Annotated in this window: 18 protein-coding genes; 5 read left to right on the top strand and 13 right to left on the bottom strand. The window is 46.2% G+C overall.

What is annotated here, in order from left to right; all coding sequences use genetic code 11:
* Positions 1 to 101: 101 nt before the first annotated feature.
* From WH95_RS11605 to WH95_RS11575, 7 genes are all read right to left on the bottom strand, one after another.
* Positions 102 to 941: an alkaline phosphatase family protein gene (locus WH95_RS11605; RefSeq protein WP_046507215.1), complete on the bottom strand. Its 840-nt coding sequence runs from the start codon at positions 939 to 941 to the stop codon at positions 102 to 104.
* A gap of 69 nt (positions 942 to 1,010) precedes the next feature.
* A complete protein-coding gene (locus tag WH95_RS11600) occupies positions 1,011 to 2,645 on the bottom strand; it encodes an ABC transporter ATP-binding protein (protein WP_046507212.1) in 1,635 nt (544 codons plus the stop codon).
* On the bottom strand, positions 2,645 to 3,466 hold the full coding sequence (locus WH95_RS11595) for an ABC transporter permease (protein WP_046507210.1): 822 nt from the start codon (positions 3,464 to 3,466) through the stop codon (positions 2,645 to 2,647). Before WH95_RS11595 ends, WH95_RS11600 begins: the two co-directional genes overlap by 1 nt.
* A 12-nt stretch (positions 3,467 to 3,478) precedes the next feature.
* Positions 3,479 to 4,438 (bottom strand): ABC transporter permease, encoded by a 960-nt coding sequence (locus WH95_RS11590; protein WP_046507207.1) that lies wholly within the window; start codon positions 4,436 to 4,438, stop codon positions 3,479 to 3,481.
* A 10-nt stretch (positions 4,439 to 4,448) separates the two neighbouring features.
* Positions 4,449 to 6,035: an ABC transporter substrate-binding protein gene (locus WH95_RS11585; RefSeq protein ID WP_046507204.1), complete on the bottom strand. Its 1,587-nt coding sequence runs from the start codon at positions 6,033 to 6,035 to the stop codon at positions 4,449 to 4,451.
* Between the two features lie 465 nt (positions 6,036 to 6,500).
* Positions 6,501 to 7,994: an aldehyde dehydrogenase family protein gene (locus tag WH95_RS11580; protein ID WP_046507202.1), complete on the bottom strand. Its 1,494-nt coding sequence runs from the start codon at positions 7,992 to 7,994 to the stop codon at positions 6,501 to 6,503.
* Positions 7,995 to 8,049: 55 nt separating this feature from the next.
* Entirely contained in the window at positions 8,050 to 9,159 is a 1,110-nt protein-coding gene (locus WH95_RS11575) for a mandelate racemase/muconate lactonizing enzyme family protein (RefSeq protein ID WP_046507200.1), read from the bottom strand.
* A gap of 116 nt (positions 9,160 to 9,275) precedes the next feature.
* Between WH95_RS11575 and WH95_RS11570 the strand changes: the two genes are divergently transcribed.
* Positions 9,276 to 10,178: a LysR substrate-binding domain-containing protein gene (locus WH95_RS11570; protein ID WP_046507197.1), complete on the top strand. Its 903-nt coding sequence runs from the start codon at positions 9,276 to 9,278 to the stop codon at positions 10,176 to 10,178.
* Positions 10,179 to 10,204: 26 nt separating this feature from the next.
* Here WH95_RS11570 and WH95_RS11565 read toward each other — a convergent pair whose 3' ends face one another.
* The 6 genes from WH95_RS11565 to WH95_RS11540 all read right to left on the bottom strand — a co-directional run bounded on the left by WH95_RS11565 (position 10,205) and on the right by WH95_RS11540 (position 18,627).
* Entirely contained in the window at positions 10,205 to 11,830 is a 1,626-nt protein-coding gene (locus WH95_RS11565; RefSeq protein WP_046507194.1) for a GMC family oxidoreductase, read from the bottom strand.
* A 169-nt stretch (positions 11,831 to 11,999) separates the two neighbouring features.
* On the bottom strand, positions 12,000 to 12,782 hold the full coding sequence (locus WH95_RS11560) for a carnitinyl-CoA dehydratase (RefSeq protein WP_046507193.1): 783 nt from the start codon (positions 12,780 to 12,782) through the stop codon (positions 12,000 to 12,002).
* The gene (locus WH95_RS11555) at positions 12,782 to 14,860 is read right to left on the bottom strand and encodes an acetate--CoA ligase family protein (protein WP_046507190.1); all 2,079 of its coding nucleotides are present in this window, start codon (positions 14,858 to 14,860) and stop codon (positions 12,782 to 12,784) included. The genes WH95_RS11560 and WH95_RS11555 overlap by 1 nt, the downstream gene beginning before the upstream one ends.
* A gap of 21 nt (positions 14,861 to 14,881) precedes the next feature.
* Complete coding sequence (locus WH95_RS11550) at positions 14,882 to 16,042, bottom strand: acyl-CoA dehydrogenase family protein (RefSeq protein WP_046507187.1); 1,161 nt, start codon at positions 16,040 to 16,042, stop codon at positions 14,882 to 14,884.
* 151 nt (positions 16,043 to 16,193) lie between these two features.
* Complete coding sequence (locus WH95_RS11545) at positions 16,194 to 17,690, bottom strand: carnitine 3-dehydrogenase (protein ID WP_046507184.1); 1,497 nt, start codon at positions 17,688 to 17,690, stop codon at positions 16,194 to 16,196.
* 43 nt (positions 17,691 to 17,733) lie between these two features.
* The gene (locus tag WH95_RS11540; RefSeq protein ID WP_046507182.1) at positions 17,734 to 18,627 is read right to left on the bottom strand and encodes a BKACE family enzyme; all 894 of its coding nucleotides are present in this window, start codon (positions 18,625 to 18,627) and stop codon (positions 17,734 to 17,736) included.
* Between the two features lie 151 nt (positions 18,628 to 18,778).
* Between WH95_RS11540 and WH95_RS11535 the strand changes: the two genes are divergently transcribed.
* From WH95_RS11535 to WH95_RS11520, 4 genes are all read left to right on the top strand, one after another.
* Positions 18,779 to 19,753 (top strand): GlxA family transcriptional regulator, encoded by a 975-nt coding sequence (locus WH95_RS11535; RefSeq protein WP_046507178.1) that lies wholly within the window; start codon positions 18,779 to 18,781, stop codon positions 19,751 to 19,753.
* Between the two features lie 247 nt (positions 19,754 to 20,000).
* On the top strand, positions 20,001 to 20,537 hold the full coding sequence (locus WH95_RS11530; RefSeq protein ID WP_046507176.1) for a VOC family protein: 537 nt from the start codon (positions 20,001 to 20,003) through the stop codon (positions 20,535 to 20,537).
* Positions 20,538 to 20,572: 35 nt separating this feature from the next.
* Positions 20,573 to 21,595 carry a fumarylacetoacetate hydrolase family protein gene (locus WH95_RS11525; RefSeq protein WP_046507172.1) on the top strand — a complete coding sequence of 341 codons (1,023 nt, stop codon included), beginning with the start codon at positions 20,573 to 20,575 and terminating at the stop codon, positions 21,593 to 21,595.
* 488 nt (positions 21,596 to 22,083) lie between these two features.
* Positions 22,084 to 25,059 (top strand): NAD(P)-dependent oxidoreductase, encoded by a 2,976-nt coding sequence (locus WH95_RS11520; protein ID WP_046507170.1) that lies wholly within the window; start codon positions 22,084 to 22,086, stop codon positions 25,057 to 25,059.

The raw sequence follows: 25,059 nt of genomic DNA, 5'->3' as shown, positions 1-25,059 counted from the left end.
CCATATTAAGAGAATAAACAGCCATAAGAAAAACTGGATACGAGGATCTTATCGAAAGCTTTCGCACCCAGTTACAAAAAATCAGACAGTATAAAACCGGTCTATTTCAAGAAAGGCTCTGCCTTCATTGTATCTGCAATTGGTGCGCCCATTCGGGAAAGGATTGTCGGTGCAAGCTGCAATTGATCAAGCAGAAGGTCTTCTTTAGGTCCTTCGCCGCCGCCAAACCAATAAAGAGCAACATCCTGTTGATCTTCACCGCGACCACCGTGGTGTCCACGATCAGATTGACCATGGTCAGCGGTCACAATCACTTCGTAACCATTCTTTCGCCAGCGGGGAAGAAAATGAGCCAACATGGCGTCAATTGCGAAACAGGCATCATCCATTTCATGACAATCATGCCCAAAACGGTGCCCCATGGAATCAAGAGTACAGGTGTGCAGGATACCGTAATCGATATTGTGACGTTCCGTCAGCATTGTCAGGGTCGCAAAGAGATCTGCGTCTGACGGCGTCATCTGGTTTTTATGACCATATCCGGTCATGGTGTGGAACCGACCATGGTTAATAGGGCTCTCAGGCTCGTCATATTCAATATCCCGCACCATATCAAAGGGAGCACGATTAAAGAATTCCGACCAGAAACTGTGGGTCACGGCACCCGTCTTCCCACCCGCTTCTCTGACCTGGCTAAAGATATCGGCCTGCTTCACCCGAAAGATGGACTGGTTTGAAACCACATGATGTTCCTGGGGTGTCACCCCCGTATGAATAGAGGCATAACAGGATGCAGATGTTGACGGTAACACGGCACGCATTTTCCAGACACGTGCTTCGCCGGATTGAACCCAGCCTTCCAGGTTTCCCATATAACGACGCGCATCTCTCCATGGTTGACCATCAAGGATGATCAACAACACTTTATTTTTAAGAGCCAAGAGACAACCTCCCCAAACAGCACTGATATTTAGCCAATATTTATCTATTGGCAGAGGTATAAGTGCCGACTAATTGCCGGCACTTTCCATTTTGCGATGCGCCAAGACCTCTTCCAGCCATCCCAGTTTCATTTCCGGGACAGAAGAAAGCAAAAGATCTGTGTAGTCATCAAACGGTGGTGACAGAACTTCGGATTTAGTGCCATATCTCACCAGTTCCCCAAGATACATAACCGCAATGGAATCAGAAATTGATTTAACCGTTGCAAGATCGTGGGTAATGAAAAGGTAAGCGACGTTTTCAATCTTTTGCAAATCAAGCAAAAGCTTCAAAATGCCATCCGCAACCAATGGATCGAGCGCAGATGTAACCTCGTCACAAATAATCAGTTTGGGTTTTGCCGCCAATGAACGCGCAATACAAACGCGCTGCTTTTGACCACCGGAAAGTTCAGCGGGATAACGGTCAATGAACTTTTCACCCATCTCGATTTCGTCCAGCAACTCAACAACGCGTTTGCGTTTTTCAGCGCCTTTCATACCGAAATAAAGCTCAAGCGGACGACCAATGATTTGCCCAACAGTCTGACGGGGATTCATAGCGACATCGGCCATCTGATAGATCATCTGAAGCTCTCGAAGATCATCAATACTTCGATCAGGTAAAGCGCGAGAAAGCTCTTTACCATCAAATGTAATGCGTCCCTCACTCGGTGGCAAAAGCCCGGTAATAACCCGAGCAAGAGTTGATTTACCGGAACCAGATTCTCCAACGACGGCTAGGGTTTGCCCGGCATGGATATCGACCGATACATCTTTCAGAACTTGAATTTCCCCCGAATATGACGCCGAAATATTTTCTACACGCAGTATTGGGTTGTCTGTTGGTTTTTTTTCTTCATGGGTAATTGAATGAGCTTTCACCAGTTCCTGGGTGTATTCTTCTTTTGGCGCCTCAATAATTTCTTGAACAGTTCCGTGCTCAACCATATTGCCGTGACGCAAAACAAGAATTTCATCAGAAACCTGTGCCACGACAGCTAGGTCATGGGTAATGTACAACGCGGCAACGCCTGTGTCCTTGATGGCTTTTTTAATCGCCGCCAAGACATCAATCTGGGTTGTTACATCAAGCGCTGTTGTCGGTTCATCAAAAACAATCAGATCTGGCTTCGGGCACAATGCCATCGCCGTCATAACACGTTGCAGCTGTCCTCCGGATACCTGATGCGGATAGCGATTACCGATGTTTTCCGGATCGGGAAGACCCAAAGATCTGAAAAGCTCAACAGCGCGTTCTTCTGCTTGTGCCTTGGTTGAAAGTCCATGCAACAGCGTGGTTTCAATGACCTGATCCATCAAACGCATGGCCGGGTTAAAAGAAGCCGCCGCAGACTGGGAAACATAGGTTACTTCCCTGCCCCGCAATTCCCTTAAACCATTTGCCTGAATTTTCAGGATATCCCGGCCATTGACGAAAACCTCGCCACCGGTAATTTCAACGCCACCGCGACCATAGCTCATAGAAGAAAGGCCAATGGTGGATTTACCAGCACCACTTTCGCCAATCAATCCCATAACCTGACCCTTCTTCAAGGTAAGGGAGACATCATGGACAATAGTAATATCGTGTGGTTTTTCACCCGGGGGATAGACGGTCGCGCCGATTTTCAGGTTTTTAATCTCAAGAAGATTATCAGACATTATCCGCGCCCTCCTTTCAGATCGCTCGTTCTATTGAGGATCCAGTCCGCAACAAGGTTGACTGAAATTGCCAACACGGCAATTGCAAAGGCAGGAATAAGTGCAGCAGGAATACCAAAGATAATACCCTCTTTGTTTTCTTTCACCATACCACCCCAATCAGCTTCCGGGGGTTGGATGCCTAGCCCAAGAAATGACAGGGAAGACAGGAAAAGAACGGCAAAGATAAATCTGAGGCCAAACTCAGCCACAAGAGGTGACAGGGCATTTGGCAAAATCTCCCTGAAGATAATCCAACGCGTCCCTTCACCACGTAACCTGGCCGCTTCCACGTAATCCATAACGTTAATATCAACCGCAACAGCGCGGGACAGTCGATAAACACGCGTACTGTCCAAAACACCCATAACAACAATCAAGGTAACAAGATTACCGGGTAAAACGGATAGAACAACCAAGGCAAAGATCAAGGTTGGAATTGACATTAACAGATCGACAAAACGTGACAACACCATGTCAAACCAGCCACCGCTTACCGCGGCTGTGAAACCAAGAACCGATCCCATTACAAAGGAAAAGATCGTTGCAGCACCTGCGATAAATATAGTTATGCGCGCACCGTACATCATACGCGTAAGCAAATCACGACCAACGTTATCTGTACCAAGCAGAAATTTATCTGAAGCTGGTTCCCAAACGTCGCCCACAATTTCAGCCATACCATAAGGCGCCAATGTAGGGGCAAAGATAGCGACAAAGAGAAAGCCACTTGTTGCGATGATGCCAACAAGTGCACTTAGGGGAATACGTTTAAAGTTCATTTATACTATCCCCTATTTCGGATGTCTCAAACGTGGATTAGCCACGATTGATACGATGTCAGCAATGATGTTCAGAGAGATATAAACACTAGCAAAAATCAAGGCACATGCCTGAACAACGGGAACATCACGTTTGGAAACATGGTCAACCAGATATTGCCCCATGCCAGGATAGACAAAGATAACTTCGACAATCACAACCCCGACAACGAGATATGCGAGGTTGATCATTACGACATTGACAATAGGAGCAATAGCATTAGGGAAAGCATGCTTTCTAATGACAGTAAAAGGATTAAGACCTTTTAGCTCAGCTGTTTCAATATAGGCTGACTGCATCACATTTAAGATTGCCGCGCGTGTCATACGCATCATATGCGCCAGAACAACCATTGTCAGCACAATAACAGGCAGGGTAATTGCGTTGAGTTTCTCACCAAGGGTCATAGTTTCGTTCAAAATCGCAACAGATGGAAACCAGCCTAATTGCACGGAGACAAAATAGATAAGCAAATATCCAATAAAGAATTCCGGTAAGGAAATAGACGCGAGGGATACACCGGATATCAGCTTATCAGGCCAGCGATTACGATACTGTACCGCAAGAAGTCCCAGAATGACGGCTAAGGGAACAGAAAAGGCAGCAGCCCAGCTTGCCAAGAATAATGTATTTTGAAGACGCGTGGATATACCTTCGGCAATAGATTTGCCATTTGAAAGCGCAGTACCTAAATCCCCCTGTAAAACACCCGCAAGCCACTTGAAATAGCGGACATAAGCCGGGTCATTCAGGCCAAGTTCTTTACGTAGATTGGCAACAGCTTCCGGTGTTGCTGATTGACCTAAAATAGATTGTGCGACATCTCCTGGCAAAATCTGGGTTCCGATAAAGATTAACCCAGATGCCAGAAAGAGGAGAAGGAGGCCCAACGCTATGCGTTGAGCCACCAGATTCAGAATGGGATGGCCCATGGATCGCTGATTACGCTAACCAGGTTTTTGCAAGGGCGAAACCATTCATCATTTCACCACTTGGATCATCTTCAAATCCAGCAACCTTGTCACTAACAGCAGCAATAAAGTCGTTGAACATCGGTACGATCACACCACCTTCATCACGGACCATTACGCCCATCTCACGGTAAAGCGCAATACGTTTTGCCTGATCAAGCTCACCACGTGCTTCGATCAAGAGCTTGTCAAAATCGTCACGGAAGAAACGTGTGTCATTCCAGTCAGCAGTTGATAGGTACGCTGTAGAATACATTTGATCCTGAACAGGACGTGAACCACCCCAGTAAGAAGCACAGAAAGGCTGTTTGTTCCAGACTTCTGTCCAGTAACCATCATCAGGCTCACGCTTGACATCCAGTGTAATACCGCACTTTGCTGCAGACTGTTGGAATAGCTGAGCCGCATCAACTGCACCGGCAAATGCGGTACCGGCTGTCCGCAGAGTAATAGGGCCGTCATGACCAGATTTCTTGAAATGGAACTTCGCCTTGTCCGGATCAAATGAGCGCTGTTCGATATCTTCTGAAAATAGTGGATAGCCACCATTAATTGGCATGTCATTACCAACTGATCCGTAACCACGCAGAATTTTATCAACCATCTCTTCACGATCAATAGCATATTTAAGCGCAAGACGGAGATCATTGTTATCAAACGGCGCAGTATTACAGTGCATCAAGAAAACATAGTGACCACGACCAGAAACACTTTTGACCTGCAGTCCCGGAACCCGCTCAAGCAGATCAGCAACCTTTGGCTCGACACGGTTAATCATATGAACCTGACCACCCTGTAGAGCAGCAGTTCTAGCCGTCGCATCGTTTAGAACAACGATTTCAACCTGATCAGCATGTCCACGTGATGGATCCCAATAATTAGGATTACGCTCACCAACATGACGAACGCCTGGTTCATTAACAGTAACTTTATACGGACCAGATCCAATACCGGCATCCGGGGCATCCATACCACCATCAGGTTGGATAATCAGGTGATAATCAGACATCAAGTATGGTAAATCAGCATTCGCTGTTTTCAAGGTAACAGAGAAAACATCACCATCGGCCTTCATTGATTCAATGTTACGCATAACACCCAATGCACCAGACTTGGTGTCTTCACCGGAATGACGTTGCATTGTTTTCAGTACGTCTTGGGCTGTTACAGTTTTTCCGTTGTGGAATTCTACACCTTTACGAATTGTAAAGTGCCATGTCTTTGCATCAGCAGAAGGTTCGATGCTTTCAGCCAAACGATAGTTAATTTCACCGATACGGGAAACCTCAACAAGTGTTTCCCCCCAACATTTACCAAAATCGTGGGAAACCTGTGTCAGGAAGGTTGCCGGATCCAGGCTGTTTGTGCTTTCACCACCAGCAAGACCAGCTTTGAGTGTTCCACCTTTTTTCGGACCTTCGGCCATAGCAGCGCTGGATAACAGGCTACCCGCAGCAGCGGTAGAGACACCGACAGCAGCAGCTTTGCCCATGAACTCACGGCGACCTAATTTGCCCTGAGCAGCAAGCTTTGCCAGATAATTAATATGTTGTGTCATTTCTATTCTACTCCCTGTTTGTATAAACCTTTTAGGTGAGAACCACATAAGCGTTTAATCGCCTTTATTTTATCATATGATTCAACTGATTATAAGTTTTAATTAATTTTAATGCCCAACAATAGCCGGATCGACAATCACAGATACGCTATGACCAAGTCTTGTGCTGATGCCCGAGACATAAAATAACTTATATACACCTCCAGTTTTGGCTCTGTTTGTCAGAACCTTAGTTCGATAGTATTACCCATCGAAATTTTGTCGCATCAAAGACAACAACACCACTGACAGCGACTTTCCATGCAAAAAACGTCAACTTTTGATCAAAAAACCACATATTGGTGTCGGTTTTGGTAAAAATCTTATCAAGTTAATTTTACTAACCAATAGAAAACAATTTTGCAGTGAATTTCAAAACATTTTCACAACTAAGTACCCGAATAATTTTTACGTAATAAAACAGATCTAAAACGTCATCGTAATTGCTTTAGTCGTTACGTAATTACGAAGCGCCTCAAGCCCTTTTTCACGACCGATGCCTGATGATCTATTACCACCAAAAGGAACCTCTATGCCGCCGGCCCAATAATCGTTAACCGTTACCTGCCCGGAATCGATTGACTTGGACAGTTTAAGGGCGTGAGAAATATTTTGAGTATAAACGCCTGCAGCAAGCGCAAAATCAGTACAGTTTGCAGCTTTTATAGCTTCCTCCAGACTATCAACAACCTGAACCGTCAACACAGGACCAAAGATCTCTTGTTGAACCAACTCGTCATCCATTGGCACATCGTCCATAATTGTTGGCGCATAAAACCAACCATTTTCAGTTTCTTTTGTTTTTATGCGTTCTCCACCGCAAGCAACTGTTATTCCTCGTGCTTTGGCACGTTCTACAAAGCCATCTATTTTTTCTAGTTGCTCTATAGAATTAATAGCACCATAGTTTGGATTGGTCAGCGCGTGCCCTGCTTTTAACTGTGAGGTTTTCTCAACAATTCTATCAACCAATTCGCGATGAATTGTTCTTTCTACGACCAACCTGGAACCAGCAGAACAGATTTGTCCCGCATTGTAAAAAATCGCCCAGAGAACACCCTCGGCTGTTTTTTCCAAATCACAATCAGCAAGGGCAACAATTGGCGATTTGCCACCAAGTTCCAGTGTCACACTGTTTATGTTCTTGGCAGCGGCATCCATTACCAATGTTCCGGTACCAACGGATCCCGTAAAGGTGATATGCTGTACCTCTGGATGATTGACCAGCGGGCTCCCCGCCTCTGCCCCTGTTCCGGTTATAACGTTGTAAACCCCATCGGGAAGCCCGGCTTCCACAAAAACATCAGCCAGCATCAAAGCCGTTAAAGACGTTTGCTCTGCAGGCTTCACAACTGCGGTACAGCCGGCAGCCAAAGCAGGAGCCACACCTCTTAGTGTTGTCGCAAGGGGATAGTTCCAAGGAATAATATGTGCTGTCACGCCCACGGGATCGACAGATGAAAAAGAGAAGACACCATCCCCCAAAGGAAAGGTATCTCCCTGTATTTTATCGGCACAGCCCGCATAATAACGCAGTGCCCCAACAGAACTCGCGACATCCCCCTTCGCTTCATCCAAAGGCTTACCTGAATCAAGGGCTTCAACAACAGCAAAGTAATCCGCTTTTTGTTCCAGTATTTCAGCAGCCTTGGAAAGTATGTGACCGCGTTTACTTGGCTTCATATCACGCCAAACATTGATAAAAGCATCTCTGGCCGCTTTGACCGCCTTATCTATATCCTCGGCTTGCCCGGCACTGACAGATGCAAAGACCTTACCGTTCCCCGGATCTTTACTTTCAATTGTTTTCGTCGTCGAGGCGGATACCCACTCGCCATTTATAAACAGTTTGTTTGGCAGATCTTGTAATGTGCCGGTCTGGAAATATTCACTGATCAATGCGTCAATTGTTTTTGCCATAATCACACCTAAAGGCCTTATCTTTTTGTTCCATGTTTTTATGTAGAGCGTTTCATCAAAAGCGGGAAGCGTTATAGCTAACCTGATAATCTGCATTGGCAAGCCACTGAGAATCAATTTCTATGCCCCATCCCGGTTTATCTGAAAGTATAAGATCACCATCCACAATTTCATATCCGGGCTTAAACAACCCCGCCTGCCACGGATAGTAATCTAGGCCTTCAATAGAGAATTCCAGATACTTACCCGGATTGTTAATTGCAGCCATAAAGTGCGCAGAAAACAAGGTCACGAGAGACAGGTTGGCGCAATGCAACGTGCAGGGAATATTTGCTTCTTCAGCCAGTTTCGCAACGTCGAGACTTCGGGTAATTCCACCCATATAACAAATATCCGGCTGCACAATATCAACAACCCTGTTTTGAATTATCTGCTTCCAGACAACCATGTTGTTGTCCTGTTCCCCACCAGACACATCAATATCTAGAGCATCTGTTACCTGTTTGGTCCAGTCCAGTTCCCAATAAGGACAGGGTTCTTCAAAATGGCTAATGCCGTGATCCTGCAACAGATTCCCGACCTCAATAGCCTTTTGCGGTGTATAGGAACTATTTGCATCAACCAAGAGCGTGACATCATCACCAAGTGTTTCTCGCACCCTTTTAACAATGTCTTCAGTTCGACCCGGCCACTGATCAACGTCGTGACCACATTCACGTCCTACCCTGAATTTAAATGATTTATAGCCAAATTCTTCTTTGAGTGCGACAAACCTCTCGGCCTCTTCTTCCGGTGTAATATCGCGCCGCATGCTTGATGCATAAACAGGAAATGTTGTGCGCGTGCTTCCCAACAAACTTGCAACGCTTTTCCCGGCTCTCTTGCCGTGAATATCCCACAGAGCCGTATCCACGCCACAAAGGGCACGGTAAAGATAACTTCCCGGAAACTTGTGTTCCCGCTCCAACACTGTTTGTGTTAACGCCCTGAGGTCAGAAGCGTCCTGACCAAGAGTGTGAGGCGCAATATGCCTGTGTACAATTTGAGACGTAATATCTGCATTGTAGGTTGAAACCTGCCCCCAGCCTTCATCACCTTCGACGGTTCGCACCCGAACAAAGCCGACATATTCATTGGTAAAGGTTTCAATGCTCGCTATTTTCAACGTGGATCTCACTTAAAAAAATTATGGCGTACTATTGTCCGAGCTTGAAGATAAAATCAAACGAAGTATTATTTGCCTAAGACATCATTTTATTTGAAGCTGATAATTGTATTCACATGGCCTATCAACTCCCGCCTCTAAACTGGTTGCGCGCATTCGAAGCCGCCGCCCGCTATAATAATTTCACGACAGCGGCAAAAGAACTCAATCTCACCCCGGCAGCGGTTAGCCACCAGGTAAGATCATTGGAAAAAGAGTTGGATTTCCTGTTGTTCGAACGCCTTGCCCGTAGCTTGAAGCTAACAGACAAGGGAAGAGCATATCTACCGGCAGTACGACGTGCCTTTGAAGATATATCCGTATCAACGACCGGACTTTTCGGCACCAAGGGCAAACAAACCATCAATATTCTTTGTACCGTTGCCTTTTCTGTGTCCTGGTTGACACCGCGGCTCAAGGATTTCCTCATCAAATATCCTGATATTAATATCAGATTGCATACGGCAATCTGGACAGAATCTCTCGACCACGACAACATTGATATTGATATTCGCAGCGGACACGGAAACTGGCCCGGTTTTCACAGCCAAAAAATACACACCGAGCCTTCTGTTCTGGTGGCCACACCGGAAAATGTCAGGCTTATTAAACAATCAATTGAGACAGGTGATAAATCACTTATCAGTCATCTGAGCTGTGTCCGAATTATGGGTTGTGAAGGTCGTTGGCAAAAAATATTCGACACCCATCTTAAGGGCGCAGATCTAGAGGTAAATATTACAGTAGATACCTCACTGAATTCTGTACAACTGGCGTCTTCGGGTGCCTGTGTATCCCTTGTTCTCAAGGCCCATGCTCAACCAGATCTGGACAGCGGGAAGTTAACCAGAGTTGTCGAACAAGATTTCGACTACGATGACTCTCATTATCTGTTAACACCAATTAAAGACGGCAGCTCAAAACCGGAAACATTGTTGTTTCGCAACTGGTTACTGGGCCAAGCTCAGATAGAACAGTAACCATAGAACCACGTGTCGATTAATACTCATGCATCACTCAGGACAAGGTCAGCCCCTTTTTCACCGACCATGATCGCGGCTGCATTGGTGTTGCCAGAGGGCACATTCGGAAAGATTGACGCATCAATCACACGAAGAGCGTCGATACCGTGAACTCTCAGTTTATGATCAACGACAAATTTTTCTGGGTCAGGCCCCATTCGACAGGTGCCCGAAGGATGAAAACAGGTCCAGGCATAACCGCGAATATCAGCAATTAACTCTTCATCTGTCTGACATTCTTTCCCGGGGCGAAACTCTTCTATAATGATATCTTTAAAGGCTTTGGTTTTAGCCATTTTTCTCAAGTATTTTACCCCTTCTAGCATCTCGGCGACATCTTCGTCTGTAGAGAGGTAATTAGGCTTTATCATCGGTGGCTCAAACGGGTCGTTCGATTTGATTTTAATTTCCCCGCGTGACGTTGGACGACAATTTGTTAAACCCAACTGAAAGGCAGAGAACGGGTCTGGATTAAGCATAGGACGTGTTCCCGCAGGGGCGCGTGTGTAACTAACAGGCGAGAAATACAGTTGTATATTCGGCTGTTCCAGATCCGGTCGGGTTTTAATAAAGCCCCCGCCCTGATTGATACTCAGACTAAGAGGACCGCGGCGGAACAAAACATATTTCAGCCCGGCAACTAGCTTTCCCCACCAGGAATGCAATTCATCATTCAGGCTCGGAACTGTGCAGGAATAAAGATAGTCCATTCCAATATGATCTTGCAGATTTTGTCCAACTGCCGGGCTATTTATAACAACGGGTATATTGTGTTCATCAAGCAAGGCTTTAGACCCTACGCCCGATAGCTGTAACAATTGAGGGCTATTGATGGAGCCGCCGCTGAGGATAACTTCTTTTTTAGCCGTAACAGTCGAGGTTTTCCCTTTGCGAACATACTGAACACCGATAGCTTTTTTACCATCGAAAAGCACTTTTGAAACGTGGGCATGAGTTGTGAGCTTAAGGTTTTTGCGCTTTAAGGCTGGATGCAAAAAGGCCTTGGCCGCGGACTCTCGAAAACCATTACGGGTTGTCGTCTGGTAAAGCCCGATGCCCTCCTGTTCTGCACCATTAAAATTTTCATTATAAGCAAGACCAAGTTCTTGCCCTGCTCGAATAAAGTTTTGACATAGAGGATGTAAATCTTCTGAAACATCAGAAACATGCATCGGTCCATCCGTTCCCCGATAGCCATCATCCCCCAGTTGGTTAACTTCTGACTTCTTGAAATAGGGCAGAACATCCTGATAGCTCCATCCCGGGTTTCCAAGCGCAGCCCAATCATCGTAATCCTTTTTATGTCCACGAATATAAACCATGGCATTAATAGAGCTGGACCCCCCAAGAACCTTTCCGCGGGGCCAATAGCTCTGTCTGTTTGCTGTACCTTCATCTGCTTCGGTCAGATACATCCAGTTCACAGCTTTTTGGTAGTACGTCTTGCCATAGCCAATTGGAACCTGAACCCAAAAGCGTTTATCGCTTCCTCCGGCCTCGAGAAGTAAAACAGAATATTTACCGCTTTCACTCAGCCGACTTGCCAGGACACAGCCCGCAGACCCAGCACCAACAATAATATAATCAAAAGACTGCTTTTCTTTGCCCATGGCTCAAAACCTGAAAAATTACCACCCAAATGAATTTCTTTTCCATTTATGAGCAAAATCACAAGCACTTCAAACAATATTTTGCCTTACAAAAACAAGACATCGTTTTATTTGTCACTAGAGGTGAGGTGATTTGTTAAAAACACCCTATCTATTTGATATTATTGAATTACCTTCCTTTCCAGACAGGAGATCTTTTTTCGACAAAAGCCAGGGATCCCTCTTTAGAGTCTTCGCTATGAAGCATCTTTTCATAATAGTGCCACTTTCCGGAACGCATATCCCGATAACAGGCTTCATCATCAAGATCGGATGTTTTTTGCAGGACTTCTTTCACAGCCATAACAGACAAAGGCGCCGCTTCTAAAATTTGATCCGCGAAAGCTCGTGCAGCTGTTAAAAGATCTTCGCTTGCCACGACCTTATTGACCAGCCCCCATTGTGCGGCCTCGTTTGCACCCATACGTCGTCCGGTCAAAAGCAATTCCATGGCAATTGCCCGGGGTAACCTTTTGGGAAGACGGAAAGATGCGGCATCAGCAATCAACCCTACTTTGGCTTCTGGAAGGAAAAATTGTGCATGATCTGCGGCAATAATAAAATCAGCAGCAAGAGCAAGCTCAAAGCCACCACCGACAGCCATTCCATTTACGGCGGCAATAATTGGCTTATAACAATCATGAAGCTCAGTTATTCCCGCAAATCCTCCGGGACCATAGTCAGTGTCAGGGGCCTCTCCCTCGCTACTGGCAACCAAATCCCACCCGGCGGAAAAAAACTTTTCACCGCCACCCGTTAAAATCGCAACCCGAAGGTCGGGATCATCCCGAAAATCACAAAAGACTTTTCCCATTACCTTACTTGTTTCGGCATCAATAGCATTTGCTTTTGGGCGATCCAGTGTGACCTCCAGAACAGCCCCGCGTCTCTCAACTTTCACAACATCTGACATCAATTCACTCTTTCTTCTTTAGCCATGCGGATCATGGCATCTGCTATAACAACGCCTTTTCCCTTTGGCAGAACCATAACAGGATTTAAGTCCATTTCGGCCAATGTTTTTTGATTATGAAGGGCAAAATCAGCAACTGATAAAATCACATCAATCAGCGCATCAATATCGCCAGCAGGTTGGCCACGGTAACCTTCCAGTACCCTGTAAAGCTTAAGTTTTTTCAAAGCACTGAGAACATCATCACGGGAAATGGGTAATAGTAGCGGTATTGAATCCTGCAACAATTCGACCCAAATACCACCAGAACCGACCACAAGTGAAAGTCCGAACTGAGGATCTCTTGTCACTCCAATGATGACTTCGGCAACAACATCTGTGATCATACTTTCGACAAGAACTTTGTCAGACAAATGCGCCATTCTTTCTGCCGCAGATATCACCTCTTCAGCATCTTGTAGGTTCAAAGCCACACCGCCGGCCTCTGTCTTGTGCGCAAGTTCGGCGCTTACAGCTTTAACGACAACGGGGAACCCGATTTGTTCCGCTGTTAAACCTGCTTCTGAAATAGAGACCGTTTTACTTCTAGGTATTGGAATTCCCTGTTTTCCCAAAATTGATTTTGCCCGTGCTTCATCCAGCAAAACGATTTCATTTTCGATCTTTGAAAATTTTTCGACAGTAGAAGATACCTTATGATTAGCAAGCTCCTTCCACTTGGCATTTATCCATGCGGCGGATGAAATGGCTTTTAAACCATCCTCAACGCCTTGTAGAGGTACCACGTTGTTTCTAATTAGAGTGGATCGTGCTTTTTCCGGGAGATTTTCCGGAAGGGTGGCAAGAACAGCCGCTTGATACCCAGAGTTTCTCTGTGCCGCAATCATCGCATCCAAGGCAATATCCCACTCATGTGCTTCACTCAGATCGCTTTTGGGATAATCGAGAACCAAAAGGCTGATATCGTATCCCCCCTGCATAACCCGCGTAAAACAGTCGGTTTTCTCTTCGATATCTCCCCAGATATAGGTGTGGTAATCAAAGGGGTTTGATATAGAAACCTTATCGCCAAGCTGCTTTCTCAACTGCGATGCCTGAACATCCGGGATAGGGTTGAACCCAAGCCCAAGCTGACTGCCAAAATCAGCGATCAAAGCGGCATCCCCCCCCGAACAACTAAGTGACGATATGTTGTTGCCTGAAAGCGGTCCTGCAACATGAAGCAACTTCAGGGTTTCGGTCATCTCGCTCAGCGTACGAACGCGGGCGATGCCTATACGCTGAAACAATGCGGAATACAATTCATCGGATCCAGCCAGAGTGGAAGTGTGGCTCAGGGCAATCTCAGCACCAATATCTGATCCACCGGATTTCAAGGCAACGATCGGTATACCCTTACTTCTGGCCTTGTTTACCGCACGACAAAATTCAGAGATATTCTCAACACCTTCCAAATGCAAACCGATGGCTGTTATGCGATCATCTTCACAAAGGGCGTCAATATAGTCAGATATGCTCAATAGGGCTTGGTTACCTACAGAGATCATATAGGCCAGAGGCAATGATCTTTCCTGCATCGTAAGGCTAATGCCGATATTCCCGCTCTGCGCAATGATCGCAACGCCTTTATCAACATGGACACCGCCATGATGATCAGGCCAAAGTGCGGCCCCATCAAGATAGTTTAATAGCCCATAACAGTTCGGCCCAACAACAGGAAGATCACCCGCTTTATCCAAGAGAGTATGATGATACGCCTGACCATCACTTGTTTCTGAAAAGCCCGATGTGTAACAAACGGCACCACCTGCACCCATTCGGTTGAGATCCCCGATCACCTCAACAGCAGGTGCTCTTGGTACCGCGACAAAGGCTGCATCCGGCGCTTCCGGTAAATCTGCAATCGACCTGAAACACTTTATCCCTTCAAGTTCTTCTCGTTTGGGATTAACTGCCCAAATTGTGCCTTTAAAGCCCATCTTTCGGGATTGTCGAATAACCTCAGAAGCCTCTCGCCCCCCTATCACAGCAAGTGTCTTCGGGTTCAGGAGGCGTTTAATATTATCATGACTGACCATCACTCAGGACCTTCACTTAAATCACGCACCAAGAGGCCGCAAGAGACCACGCGAAATGATATGACGTTGAATTTCACTGGTTCCGTCCCAGATACGTTCTACCCGTGCATCTCGCCAGAAGCGCTCAATCGGCAGCTCGTTCATCAATCCCATCCCGCCAAAGATCTGGAGACTTTCATCCGTCACTCTGGCCAGCATTTCTGTCGCATGAACTTTTGCCATGGCTATGTCCTGATCAGCAGGAAGATCCTTATCCAGTTTCCATGCTGCCCCCATAGTCAAATATTCGGCTGCCTGAATATCTGTTGCCATATCAGCCAGCTTGAAAGAGACGCCTTGGAATTTACCAATTGGTTGACCAAACTGTTTTCGCTCTGCAGCCCAATTAACTGCCAGATCAAAACAACGTTGCGCCCGCCCGACAGACATGGCAGCTACGGTCAACCTTGTAGCCCCTAACCATGTATTGGCTTCGTCAAATCCCTTACCTTCCTCTCCGAGTATTTGCGAAGCGGGAATACGACAATTATCAAAATTGAGAATGGAATTATTGTACCCCCTGTGCGATACACATTTATAGCCTTCTCGAATTTCAAATCCCGGTGTTCCACGATCAACAAGGAAACAGGTAATTTGTTTTTTCTTGCCTCTCGGGGTTTCTTCTTCCCCCGTTGCAATAAAAACAATGGCAAAATCAGCTTCATCAGCATGGGTGATAAAGTGTTTGGTTCCGTTGAGAACCCAGTCATCACCATCCTTGACGGCCGATGCTTTCATGGATCTGACATCTGATCCAGCATCAGGTTCGGTCATGGCAATACAGTCAATCTTTTCACCACGGATCGCAGGCATAAGGTACTTTTCAACCTGCTCACCTTTACAGCCGCAAAGAATATTCGAAGGACGACCGAAAATAACACTCAGCGCCTGAGAAGCACGTCCCAGTTCTCTCTCGAGCAAGGACATAGTGACATAGTCCAGTCCACCGCCTCCGAACTCTTCTGGAATGTTTGCGGCATAAAACCCTAAATCCAAAACTTTCTGCCGGATTTCCTTCGTGAGTTCTTCGGGAACATAACCAAGCTCTTCTACAGTGTTCTCATGTGGATACAGTTCTTTTTCGACAAAATCCCGTACTGTGTCGACCACCATTTGCTGTTCTTGTGACAGACCAAAATCCATAATCTTACTCCCAATTCTTCTCAACAGGGTCCGTGTTTGGGTAAGACTGTCCCTTACCGTGAAGAGTGACCGCACAGCTGAGATGCCACGCGGGCAATCTGTATTATTGTTGTTTATTAGAAGACCTGCTTATGACAGGTCCTCGTAAGTTTTACTTCTTGGCCGGAGGCACCATCATCTGCCTGCTTAACTTCTCAGGTTCAGGTAACTTGTTGTGGGCTTCCATAATGACATTAAGGGTCTTCAGGATATGTGGCTTTGCCGGGCAGGCTTTCCCTGCATTCATATCCACGTGGAGAACCATCTGTTCAGCCGTCGCCAAAAGACTGTTGTCTCTGGCGTTAAACATACGGTGGTAGAAGTGCAAACGCTTGTCATCGACACCCATTAACTGAGTAGTTACCTTCAGCGGCTCATGAACAGCCACTTCCAGAATGTTATTAATATGCGTTTCAACGGTGTAATAGGAGTTCCCGTTAGCGTGGTAATCAGCGTTGACACCGACGTAACGGAAAAGCGCATCAGAAGCATCACCAAAGACCTGAAGATAGCGGGATTCCGTCATGTGATTATTGTAATCAACCCACTCTGGATGCACCTTGTCACTATGCAAGCTCAGGGGCTGGCTCAGATCATCACCAGGTGCCCACTCAATTGAGCCAGTGGTTTCTTCATACTGCTTTTCGTCATCCTCTTTGAGGACTTTCCCCGAAGCATAGTTAAAGCTACGCAGGGACTGCATTATGGAAACAAGACAATTGTCACGCAGCTGTTCGAGATCGCGGATCGAATAACCTTCGGCCTGTTGCTGCGTGCCTTCAACCATGCGATCAATAAGCTGATCGGTCAGTTCCGGTGCTTTAAGTTTGGTCCATGGCAGCTCAAGTGCTGGTCCGAACTGTTCCAGCATATGACGCATCCCCTGTTCCCCACCTGCAAGATGGAATGTGAGACAGGTTCCCATAAAAGCCCAACGCAAACCCGGTCCGTATATAACCGCCTGATCAATTTCATCCGTTGTTGCAACACCATCCGCAACCATATGCAACGCTTCTCGCCATAAAGCTTCTTGTAGGCGGTCAGAAATATAACCTTCAATTTCCTTGCGAACCTTCAGAGGCTTCATACCGATTGAGCTATAGAACGCCATTGCGTCTTCGATAAATTGTGCCCCTGTTTTTTCACCGCCGAGAACCTCGACCAACGGCAAGAGGTAAACAGGGTTGAAGGGATGACCGATGAGAACCCGTTCTGGATGGATACAGTCTGCCTGAATAATGGACGGTAGCAACCCGGACGAACTGGATGCAATAATAACATCCGGTGCGGCATGCTTACTGATTTCAGCCAGAAGATTTCTTTTAAGGTCCTCCCGCTCTGGGGCGTTTTCTTGAACAAAGTCAGCTTTAGAGACAGCCTCAACAAGATTTGTCGTAAAAGTCAGAGTGCCCTTTTCTTTACGGGGGGCAAGGCTAAGCTGGTTCAAAGCTGGTTCAGCATTTGAGACCACTTCTCTCATGCCACGTTCAGCATCGGCTGAGACATCGGTCACGACGACATCAATGCCTCGATGAAGACATCGAGCAGCCCATCCAGCTCCGATAACGCCAGCCCCAACGACAGCAACAGTTTTGATTTCACGTGCCATTTTGTAACACCCTGTTCTCATTTATCTATTTCGAAATTATTATCTAAGCCTGTTTGACGGCATTAAACTTCTTACGCGCTTCTTCGGCCGTAAGTGTTTTTGCCCCCATCCGTTCTATGATTTCCTTGGCTCTGCTCACTAACTGTCCATTCGTGGCAAGAACGCCTCGCTCCAGATAAAGGTTATCTTCCAGACCTACGCGAACATGACCACCAAAGATCACAGACTGTGCAGCCATGGGCATTTGTGCCGGACCAACCCCGAAAGCACCCCAGTTTGCCCCTTCTGGAAGCATGTTACGCATCGCAAGCATGGTTTCACCATTTGCTTCAGCTGCAAAGGGAATACCCAGACAAAGCTGAAACAAAGGCGGCGCATCAATCAGACCTTCTGACATTAATTGCTTTGCCATCCAGATATGGCCGAATTCAAAAGCTTCAATTTCCGGCTTCACCCCCATCTTTTGAATGATCGCCGCCATTTCACGCAACATATCCGGCGTCGAAACATAAGCATAGTCGCTAAAATTCAAGGACCCGCAATCAAAGGTACAGATTTCCGGACGAATTGCATCGATATGTTTGAGCCGATCAACAGGACTGAGCATATCAGTTCCCGGTCCACCAACATTGGGGTTCGTGGCATCTGGTACAAACTCTCCGCCCATACCGGCAGTAATATTGATGACAATATCTACGCCTTTTGACTTCATTTTATCGCGCAAAAGACCAACTGTTTCCTGATAGAGTTCCAGGTCGTTACTGGCTTGGCCGGTATCAGGGTTTCTAACGTGTAAGTGAGCAACCGCAGCACCTGCCAATGCAGCTTCAATAGCAGCATCCGAAATTTCTTCCGGCGTCACAGGAACATTCGTGTGTCGTTCTTTTTTTATACCAGACCCTGTTACAGGACAGGTAATAATAACTTCGTTATTCATAACAATTCCCTCTTTTGACCACCCTGTCTATCCCAGTGATCGCCTCTTTATTTTTTTTCAGTTTAAGTCGGTTTCTTTTTCTCAATTTACATTTTGCACTAATTATGAAACATTTTGCTAAACATCATATCTGAAAAATGAGAACGGTCAGATGTATCTATTTGGAAAAGAAGCAGTATCCAAACCTCAAAAAATTGCCTTTTTACTTGTGCCAGGTTTTTCCATGCTTTGCTTCTCATCAGCACTGGAGCCCTTGCGCGCAGCCAATTTCAAAGTTGGCGGAAAAATATATGAATGGAAGTTATATTCCATTCAGGGCTCAACTGTACGCGCCAGTAACGGGATGGACATTAATGTTGATGCTGAAATTGCGCTGGACGACAATATTCCCGTTTTAATCGTTTGTGCCAGCTATAATGTAGAAGAGAGTAATACAAAACAGCTCGCTGCAATTCTACGACGACTTCGTTCTAAAGGCACTGAATTTGGTGGCATGGATGCGGGTAGCGAAATTCTTGCCAGGGCCGGCCTTCTCGATGGCTATAAAGCAACCGTTCACTGGGAAAACTTTGAGAGCTTTACCGAGACTTATCCTAATGTGCAGGCAGAACTGGATCTTTATATTGTTGATCGTAACCGATTTACATCAGGCGGCGGCACAACCAGTCTGGACATGATGCTGCAACTTATCAGAGTTCAACACGGCTTGAAGCTATCTACTGATGTCGCCGATATTTTTATTTACCAAAGATTTAGAGAGGGCAACAACCCACAAAGATTGATTTCAAACAATCCACAAATCAGGAATAACAAAGTCCTGACAAAAGCAATTGAGACGATGGAAGCAACCGTCGAAACCCCACTGTTAATAACAGAACTGGCTCATGAAATTGGCTCTACCGTCAGAGAACTGGAACGGCTTTTCAAGAAACATCTAAAAACATCACCAGCGAATTATTACAGGAACCATCGATTGGATATAGCACAGCGGTTATTGAAGCAAACCGATCTATCCATCCTCGACATTGCCATTCGATGTGGTTTTAACTCTGCGACATCTTTTGCCCGAAGCTATCGTAATCGTTTTGGTCAGGCCCCCAAAACAAGCCGACGCATTGTATCTTAATTATTTAGATAAGATAATCCACCAATCTCATTAATATTAAATGCAAATTTTCAATTAAACCCTATTGATTATATTTGTTTTTTGCTTCTTAAAAATTTTCTTATTTCGTTTAAACTTGCATTAGTTTCATTTGCAACTAATATCATATATCAAGATGCAATGAAGAGAAAATGGTGGCCTATCCCCCTTCTCAAAACAAATTACAGGATCAGTTTTCAGAACTGCCTATAACAATGCGAGGCTTAAAATGAAAATAGAACAAATCCATCACGTCGCCTACAGATGTAAAGATGCAAAAGAAACTATCGAATGGTATGGAAAATACCTCAACATGGATTTTATTCTCGCAATAGCTGAAAATGAAGTGCCCTCAACCAAGGCCCCTGATCCCTATATGCATATCTTTCTTGATGCCGGGAAAGGATCCATTTTGGCCTTTTTCGAAATTCCAAATTCCCCACCAATGGGCAAAGATCCGAACACACCGGAATGGGTACAGCATTTAGCACTTTCCGTAGGGACAATGGACGAAATGCTAGGCGTTAAAAGCAAGCTGGAAGCGGATGGTATTGATGTATTAGGACCAACGGATCACACCCTTTTCCAATCCATATACTTTTTTGACCCAAGTGGTCATCGTATTGAGCTGGCCGTCAACACAGCAACACCGGACATGAGTAAAAAGCTCGACGACGTGAAATGGCAAATGCTTGAAGAGTGGTCCAAAACCAAAAAAGCCCCAACGCATGCTGACTGGATGCACCAAAAAGAGCTTTCCTCATAAATTACGCTGAATAGCCCCATAATACGGTTAATAAAATGAAACTCGCTACCTATAAAAATGGCACCAGAGATGGTGAGCTTGTTGTTGTCAGCCGCGACCTTAAAAAGTGTGTTAAAGCAACAACAATTGCCCCGACCTTACAATCAGCACTGGACGACTGGAATAAGATCTCACCTCAACTGGAAACACTTTATAAATCCCTTAATAGTGGTGATCTGCCGGATACTATTAACTTTGAAGAACCTGCATGTGCATCCCCGCTTCCCCGTTCTTACCAGTGGGCGGATGGTTCTGCCTATGTAAACCATGTTGAGCTTGTCAGAAAAGCAAGAGGTGCCGAATTACCGGATAGCTTCTGGACAGATCCTTTGATGTATCAGGGTGGATCAGACAGTTTTATAGGCCCCAGAGACGATATCCCACTGGCTTCAGAGGACTGGGGCATTGATTTTGAAGCAGAGATTGCGGTGATCACAGATGATATGCCCATGGGCACATCCCCTGATAAAGCGGCGGATCACATCAAGCTTCTAATGTTGGTCAACGATGTCTCACTTCGGGGTTTAATTCCGGCAGAACTGGCAAAAGGATTTGGTTTTTTCCAATCCAAGCCATCCAGTGCCTTTTCCCCTGTCGCCGTAACACCAGATGAACTGGGCCATGCATGGAAAGACGGCAGGGTTCACTTACCCTTGCTATCAACGTTAAACGGTGAACTCTTTGGAAAACCAGAAGCTGGCGAAGATATGACCTTTGACTTTCCGACAATTGTCGCCCACGCGGCAAAAACACGCCCATTAGGCGCCGGTACAATTGTCGGTTCCGGAACCGTTTCCAACAAACTGGATGGTGGTCCAGGTAAACATGTGAACGACGGTGGAGTTGGTTATGCCTGCATTGCAGAAGTTCGCATGATTGAAACCATTAATTCCGGATCACCTCAAACACCCTTTATGAAGTTTGGCGATACGATTTCCATAGAAATGCTGGATAAAGAAGGTCAATCAATCTTCGGGAGAATTGATCAAAAAGTTGTGGAATATTCTACCCCACAATAAACACGACCTCATGCTTGAGCGATTGCCTTATACCGCCTTTACAAGCTTCCCTATAAACAGCTCTGTTGTAAAATTCAGAGCTGTTTATATATGATATTTCCGAAAAAACACTTGCCCAAGCCTTTTCCTGATGGGTCCGTTGGGCCTCTCAATCAATAATCCTATCTGTTTTCTCAAATCATATAGTAGGATTTGCCTATCAAACCCTGCTATACTCATAAGCTAAACAGCAAGTGGTCGTATTTACCACATTTTGCTGCGCTGATCGGCATACCCCTGATTTACAGGGAGGATATACAGCACATGGAATACAAAATTTTGAAATTTTGTGCTGCAATTGGCTGGTAATTGAACACCAAATTACTTTTTAGGCTCTGGATTATTCCGATTAAGCCTATTTTCTTACGATTGACAACAATCGACAGATCGTGTGCATTCACCACGCCCAGCAGGCCATCACTATTGAGTAACACAGGGAATTTAATATCATGGTATCGATTGATGACCTAAAGGCACAACGCGATGCGTCCTTGGCTGCTACCGCAAACGGTGCTCCAACAAGAACGTCTAACCAGTTCTTTGGCGTAGGCCCTATTACAGATATGACATCTGATGAAGTTGACGGGCGTCGCCTGCGCTTTGAGTTTGATGCATGGCTTGAAGAAAATTATGCCAAAGTCGATGATCGTGGTAATCGCATCGGCAGCTTTACGACTGCTGAAATCGGTCGCAGCATGCACCGTGGTTATCCGGCGGATAAAGTCTTGCTGGATATGGCGCGTGAAATTCACCGTTATTTCGAATTCCCTAAAAAGAATAAAATGGCCATCGGCCTTGGTGGTGGACACAGTGGTTTTACCGTATCCATCCTACACCTGATGAATGCCAACAACGCTGATCAGAAGATCTATGTTGATACACCAAAACCAGAATCAGCCGAAGGCAAAGCTGGTGGTTTCTTCCGTCAGTCCTGGGGCTCCCAGATTATGGAAATGCAGCAGTTTGCTGCCAAGGGTGATATCGAACGTATCCACTATTCAGAAGGTGAAGGCGCAATCCCGACTGCCGCCGAACTATCTGAAAAGGGCATCAAGCTTTTTGTCGGTGTAGGTCACGAAACAACTGGTGCGACAACCTACAAAGAAAGCGAAATCAAAGAACTTCTCAAGTGGATCGATAGCAACCCATCTGAGCACCACGCAATCATCGACAGCACATCCATGCTGGGTGCAATGCCATGGGCTGAAGAAGTTGTGCTGGAAGTTCTTGACAAGTGCTGCATGTTCATGCCTTTCCAGAAGGCTATCGGGGGTATCTCTGGTTACTTCATCGCTTCTTACACACCAGAAGCGCTGGCTCTCATGAACGAGAACCAGAAAGATCCAGCCTGGGCGATCCCTCGTCAGCTGAAAATTGCGGTTCCAACTGATCCTAAAGAGCCAATGAGCTCTGAAAAGACATGGGAACTAGGCCCTGTTTACGATCCTGCTGAACACAAAATGCTTGGCGGTATCATCAACACCTTCTCAACACTGGCTTTTGCTGAAACAACCTTTGGTCTGCTTCGTGCTGAGAAGTCGCTCGGTTCCGTTCGCGATCTGAACAAGCGTTCTATCAAGAACCGTGAAACCGCGAATGAGTGGATTGCGAAGAACCCAACTCTGGAACTTGGTGTTACTGATGCTGATAACCGCGGTGCGGCTGTTACCCTCCTGAAAGTAACTGAAGGCGCTAACACTGATCCAGCGATCCACGCTGAAATCATCGCCAAGTCCAAACAACTTCTTGGTTACGAAGGCCTGACACACCCGAACGGTGAGCACGAAAAAGGTCTGGACGTTGCCCGTTATGTCAACGCTTTCCCTGGTACACCTGGAGACTACCGTGCGTGGATCGGTGGCCTGCGTCCTGTTGAAGACGTGGTTGCTCTTCTCGAAAACCTTGAGTACGCCTATCACCGCGCCAAGATCGTTGTTCTTGAAGAATTGCTTGCGAAAGAAGGCGTTACCTTCGAGGTCTCTTCTTCAAACGGCAACAGCAAAGTTCGTCAGGACGATCCAAACAAAGCTTACAAGGTTCTCGTTGCAGACCTTGTCGGCCTGAAGTTTGACGCTAATGGAAATCCTGATCACTCTGAAGTACGCGATTACGTCGAAGCCAAAGGCGGCGTTTTCCACGAAGGTCCTTTTGCTGACAAGGCTAATTTGGAAGCTGGTAAAATCCACTTCTCTTATCAGCCAAACCTCAGCACCGAAGAAGAACTGTTGCCAATTACAAAAGACGGTCAGTTTGACGCGACTATTGCAGCAGCAACCTTCCTGCCGAAAGGCTCTGTCTTTAAATCTGGCGGTGTTCGCATTGGTGCTGGTACTGGCAACATGGGCTCAGACTCCTGGGGTGGTGGTAACGGTGATGGCGGTGAAGCTGCCCTCATGAACACACCAAGCTTCAACAGCCGTGCGACGGCACAGATGGCTATGAAGGCCCTACTAAAGGTTACTCCTGACCTGCCTGTTGATGAAATGCACAAGCTGGTTTGCGAAGGTAACTTTGACACTGGTAAAGACCTCTGCAAGTTCCCGACCGAGAAACTGGAAGGCAAACGCCTTGCTGTGATCGGTTACGGAAACATCGGTCGTGAAGTGGCAAACCTAGGTAAAGCATTTGGTATGGAAGTATCTATCTTTGCCCGTTCGCGCCATAAAGCCTGGATTGAGTCCGAAGGTTTCACCTATGCAGAGACACCAGAAGAAGCAGCAAAAGGTGCGGATGTGATCAGCCCACACACTGGTCTTGGTGCTTTCAATTCTGACACAGGCAAGTTTGCCAACGACAGCCTCGTAAACGAAACCGTTCTCAACGCACTCAACGATGGTGCCATAGTTGTGAACTACGACCGCGGTGAAGTCATCAACATCGATGCACTGGATGCAGCGCTAACAAGCGGTAAAGTAGCCTACGCAGCTATCGATGCGGACCTTTTCAAGAACGCAGAAAGTGGTGAGCTAAGCGGCCCAATGGTTCCATACCTGAGCCTGGTTGATCGTCACGCTGACAAGCTTGAGCTGCTTCCGCACGCTGCTGCAGATACGGAGCACGTATCCCGTGTTCAGGGTGCTAAGCAAGCGGTTGATCAGATTTTCGATGCAATCCAGTTCAAGTCCATCATGAACCTGAAAGGTGATCTGCCAGCGGGTTATACTGATGCAGGCGCAACAACAGTTAACGGCGTTGGTAAAGTGACACCAAACGCGCTGTCTTCTGTTGCTGCTGAAGATGAGACTGCCGCTGAACTACGCAAGCTAACAGAAGATATGGCTGCTATCTGGGGCGCGCTGTCCGTCACCAAAGACGCAGATCGTCGCCAAGAGCTGATTGATCGCTATGGTGCTCAATTGACTCTACAGTCCAACAAGTACATCACTCTTGTTGAAAAGCTCGGCCTGAAAGGTCCTTACGGTTAA

Source organism: Kiloniella litopenaei, assembly GCF_000982415.1.
In the GTDB taxonomy this organism is placed as follows: domain Bacteria; phylum Pseudomonadota; class Alphaproteobacteria; order Kiloniellales; family Kiloniellaceae; genus Kiloniella; species Kiloniella litopenaei.
The sequence above is the reverse complement of the archived record's forward strand: the minus strand, read 5'-3'. Positions and strand labels throughout refer to the sequence as shown.

Coding starts and splice junctions, on each gene's coding strand:
- WH95_RS11560 (WP_046507193.1), bottom strand. CDS start 12,782: ATGTCAGATGTTGTGAAAGTTGAGAGACGCGGGGCTGTTCTGGAGGTC.
- WH95_RS11600 (WP_046507212.1), bottom strand. CDS start 2,645: ATGTCTGATAATCTTCTTGAGATTAAAAACCTGAAAATCGGCGCGACC.
- WH95_RS11585 (WP_046507204.1), bottom strand. CDS start 6,035: ATGACACAACATATTAATTATCTGGCAAAGCTTGCTGCTCAGGGCAAA.
- WH95_RS11570 (WP_046507197.1), top strand. CDS start 9,276: ATGGCCTATCAACTCCCGCCTCTAAACTGGTTGCGCGCATTCGAAGCC.
- WH95_RS11530 (WP_046507176.1), top strand. CDS start 20,001: ATGAAAATAGAACAAATCCATCACGTCGCCTACAGATGTAAAGATGCA.
- WH95_RS11550 (WP_046507187.1), bottom strand. CDS start 16,042: ATGGATTTTGGTCTGTCACAAGAACAGCAAATGGTGGTCGACACAGTA.
- WH95_RS11545 (WP_046507184.1), bottom strand. CDS start 17,690: ATGGCACGTGAAATCAAAACTGTTGCTGTCGTTGGGGCTGGCGTTATC.
- WH95_RS11565 (WP_046507194.1), bottom strand. CDS start 11,830: ATGGGCAAAGAAAAGCAGTCTTTTGATTATATTATTGTTGGTGCTGGG.
- WH95_RS11520 (WP_046507170.1), top strand. CDS start 22,084: ATGGTATCGATTGATGACCTAAAGGCACAACGCGATGCGTCCTTGGCT.
- WH95_RS11540 (WP_046507182.1), bottom strand. CDS start 18,627: ATGAATAACGAAGTTATTATTACCTGTCCTGTAACAGGGTCTGGTATA.
- WH95_RS11580 (WP_046507202.1), bottom strand. CDS start 7,994: ATGGCAAAAACAATTGACGCATTGATCAGTGAATATTTCCAGACCGGC.
- WH95_RS11535 (WP_046507178.1), top strand. CDS start 18,779: ATGTATCTATTTGGAAAAGAAGCAGTATCCAAACCTCAAAAAATTGCC.
- WH95_RS11590 (WP_046507207.1), bottom strand. CDS start 4,438: ATGGGCCATCCCATTCTGAATCTGGTGGCTCAACGCATAGCGTTGGGC.
- WH95_RS11555 (WP_046507190.1), bottom strand. CDS start 14,860: ATGGTCAGTCATGATAATATTAAACGCCTCCTGAACCCGAAGACACTT.
- WH95_RS11595 (WP_046507210.1), bottom strand. CDS start 3,466: ATGAACTTTAAACGTATTCCCCTAAGTGCACTTGTTGGCATCATCGCA.
- WH95_RS11525 (WP_046507172.1), top strand. CDS start 20,573: ATGAAACTCGCTACCTATAAAAATGGCACCAGAGATGGTGAGCTTGTT.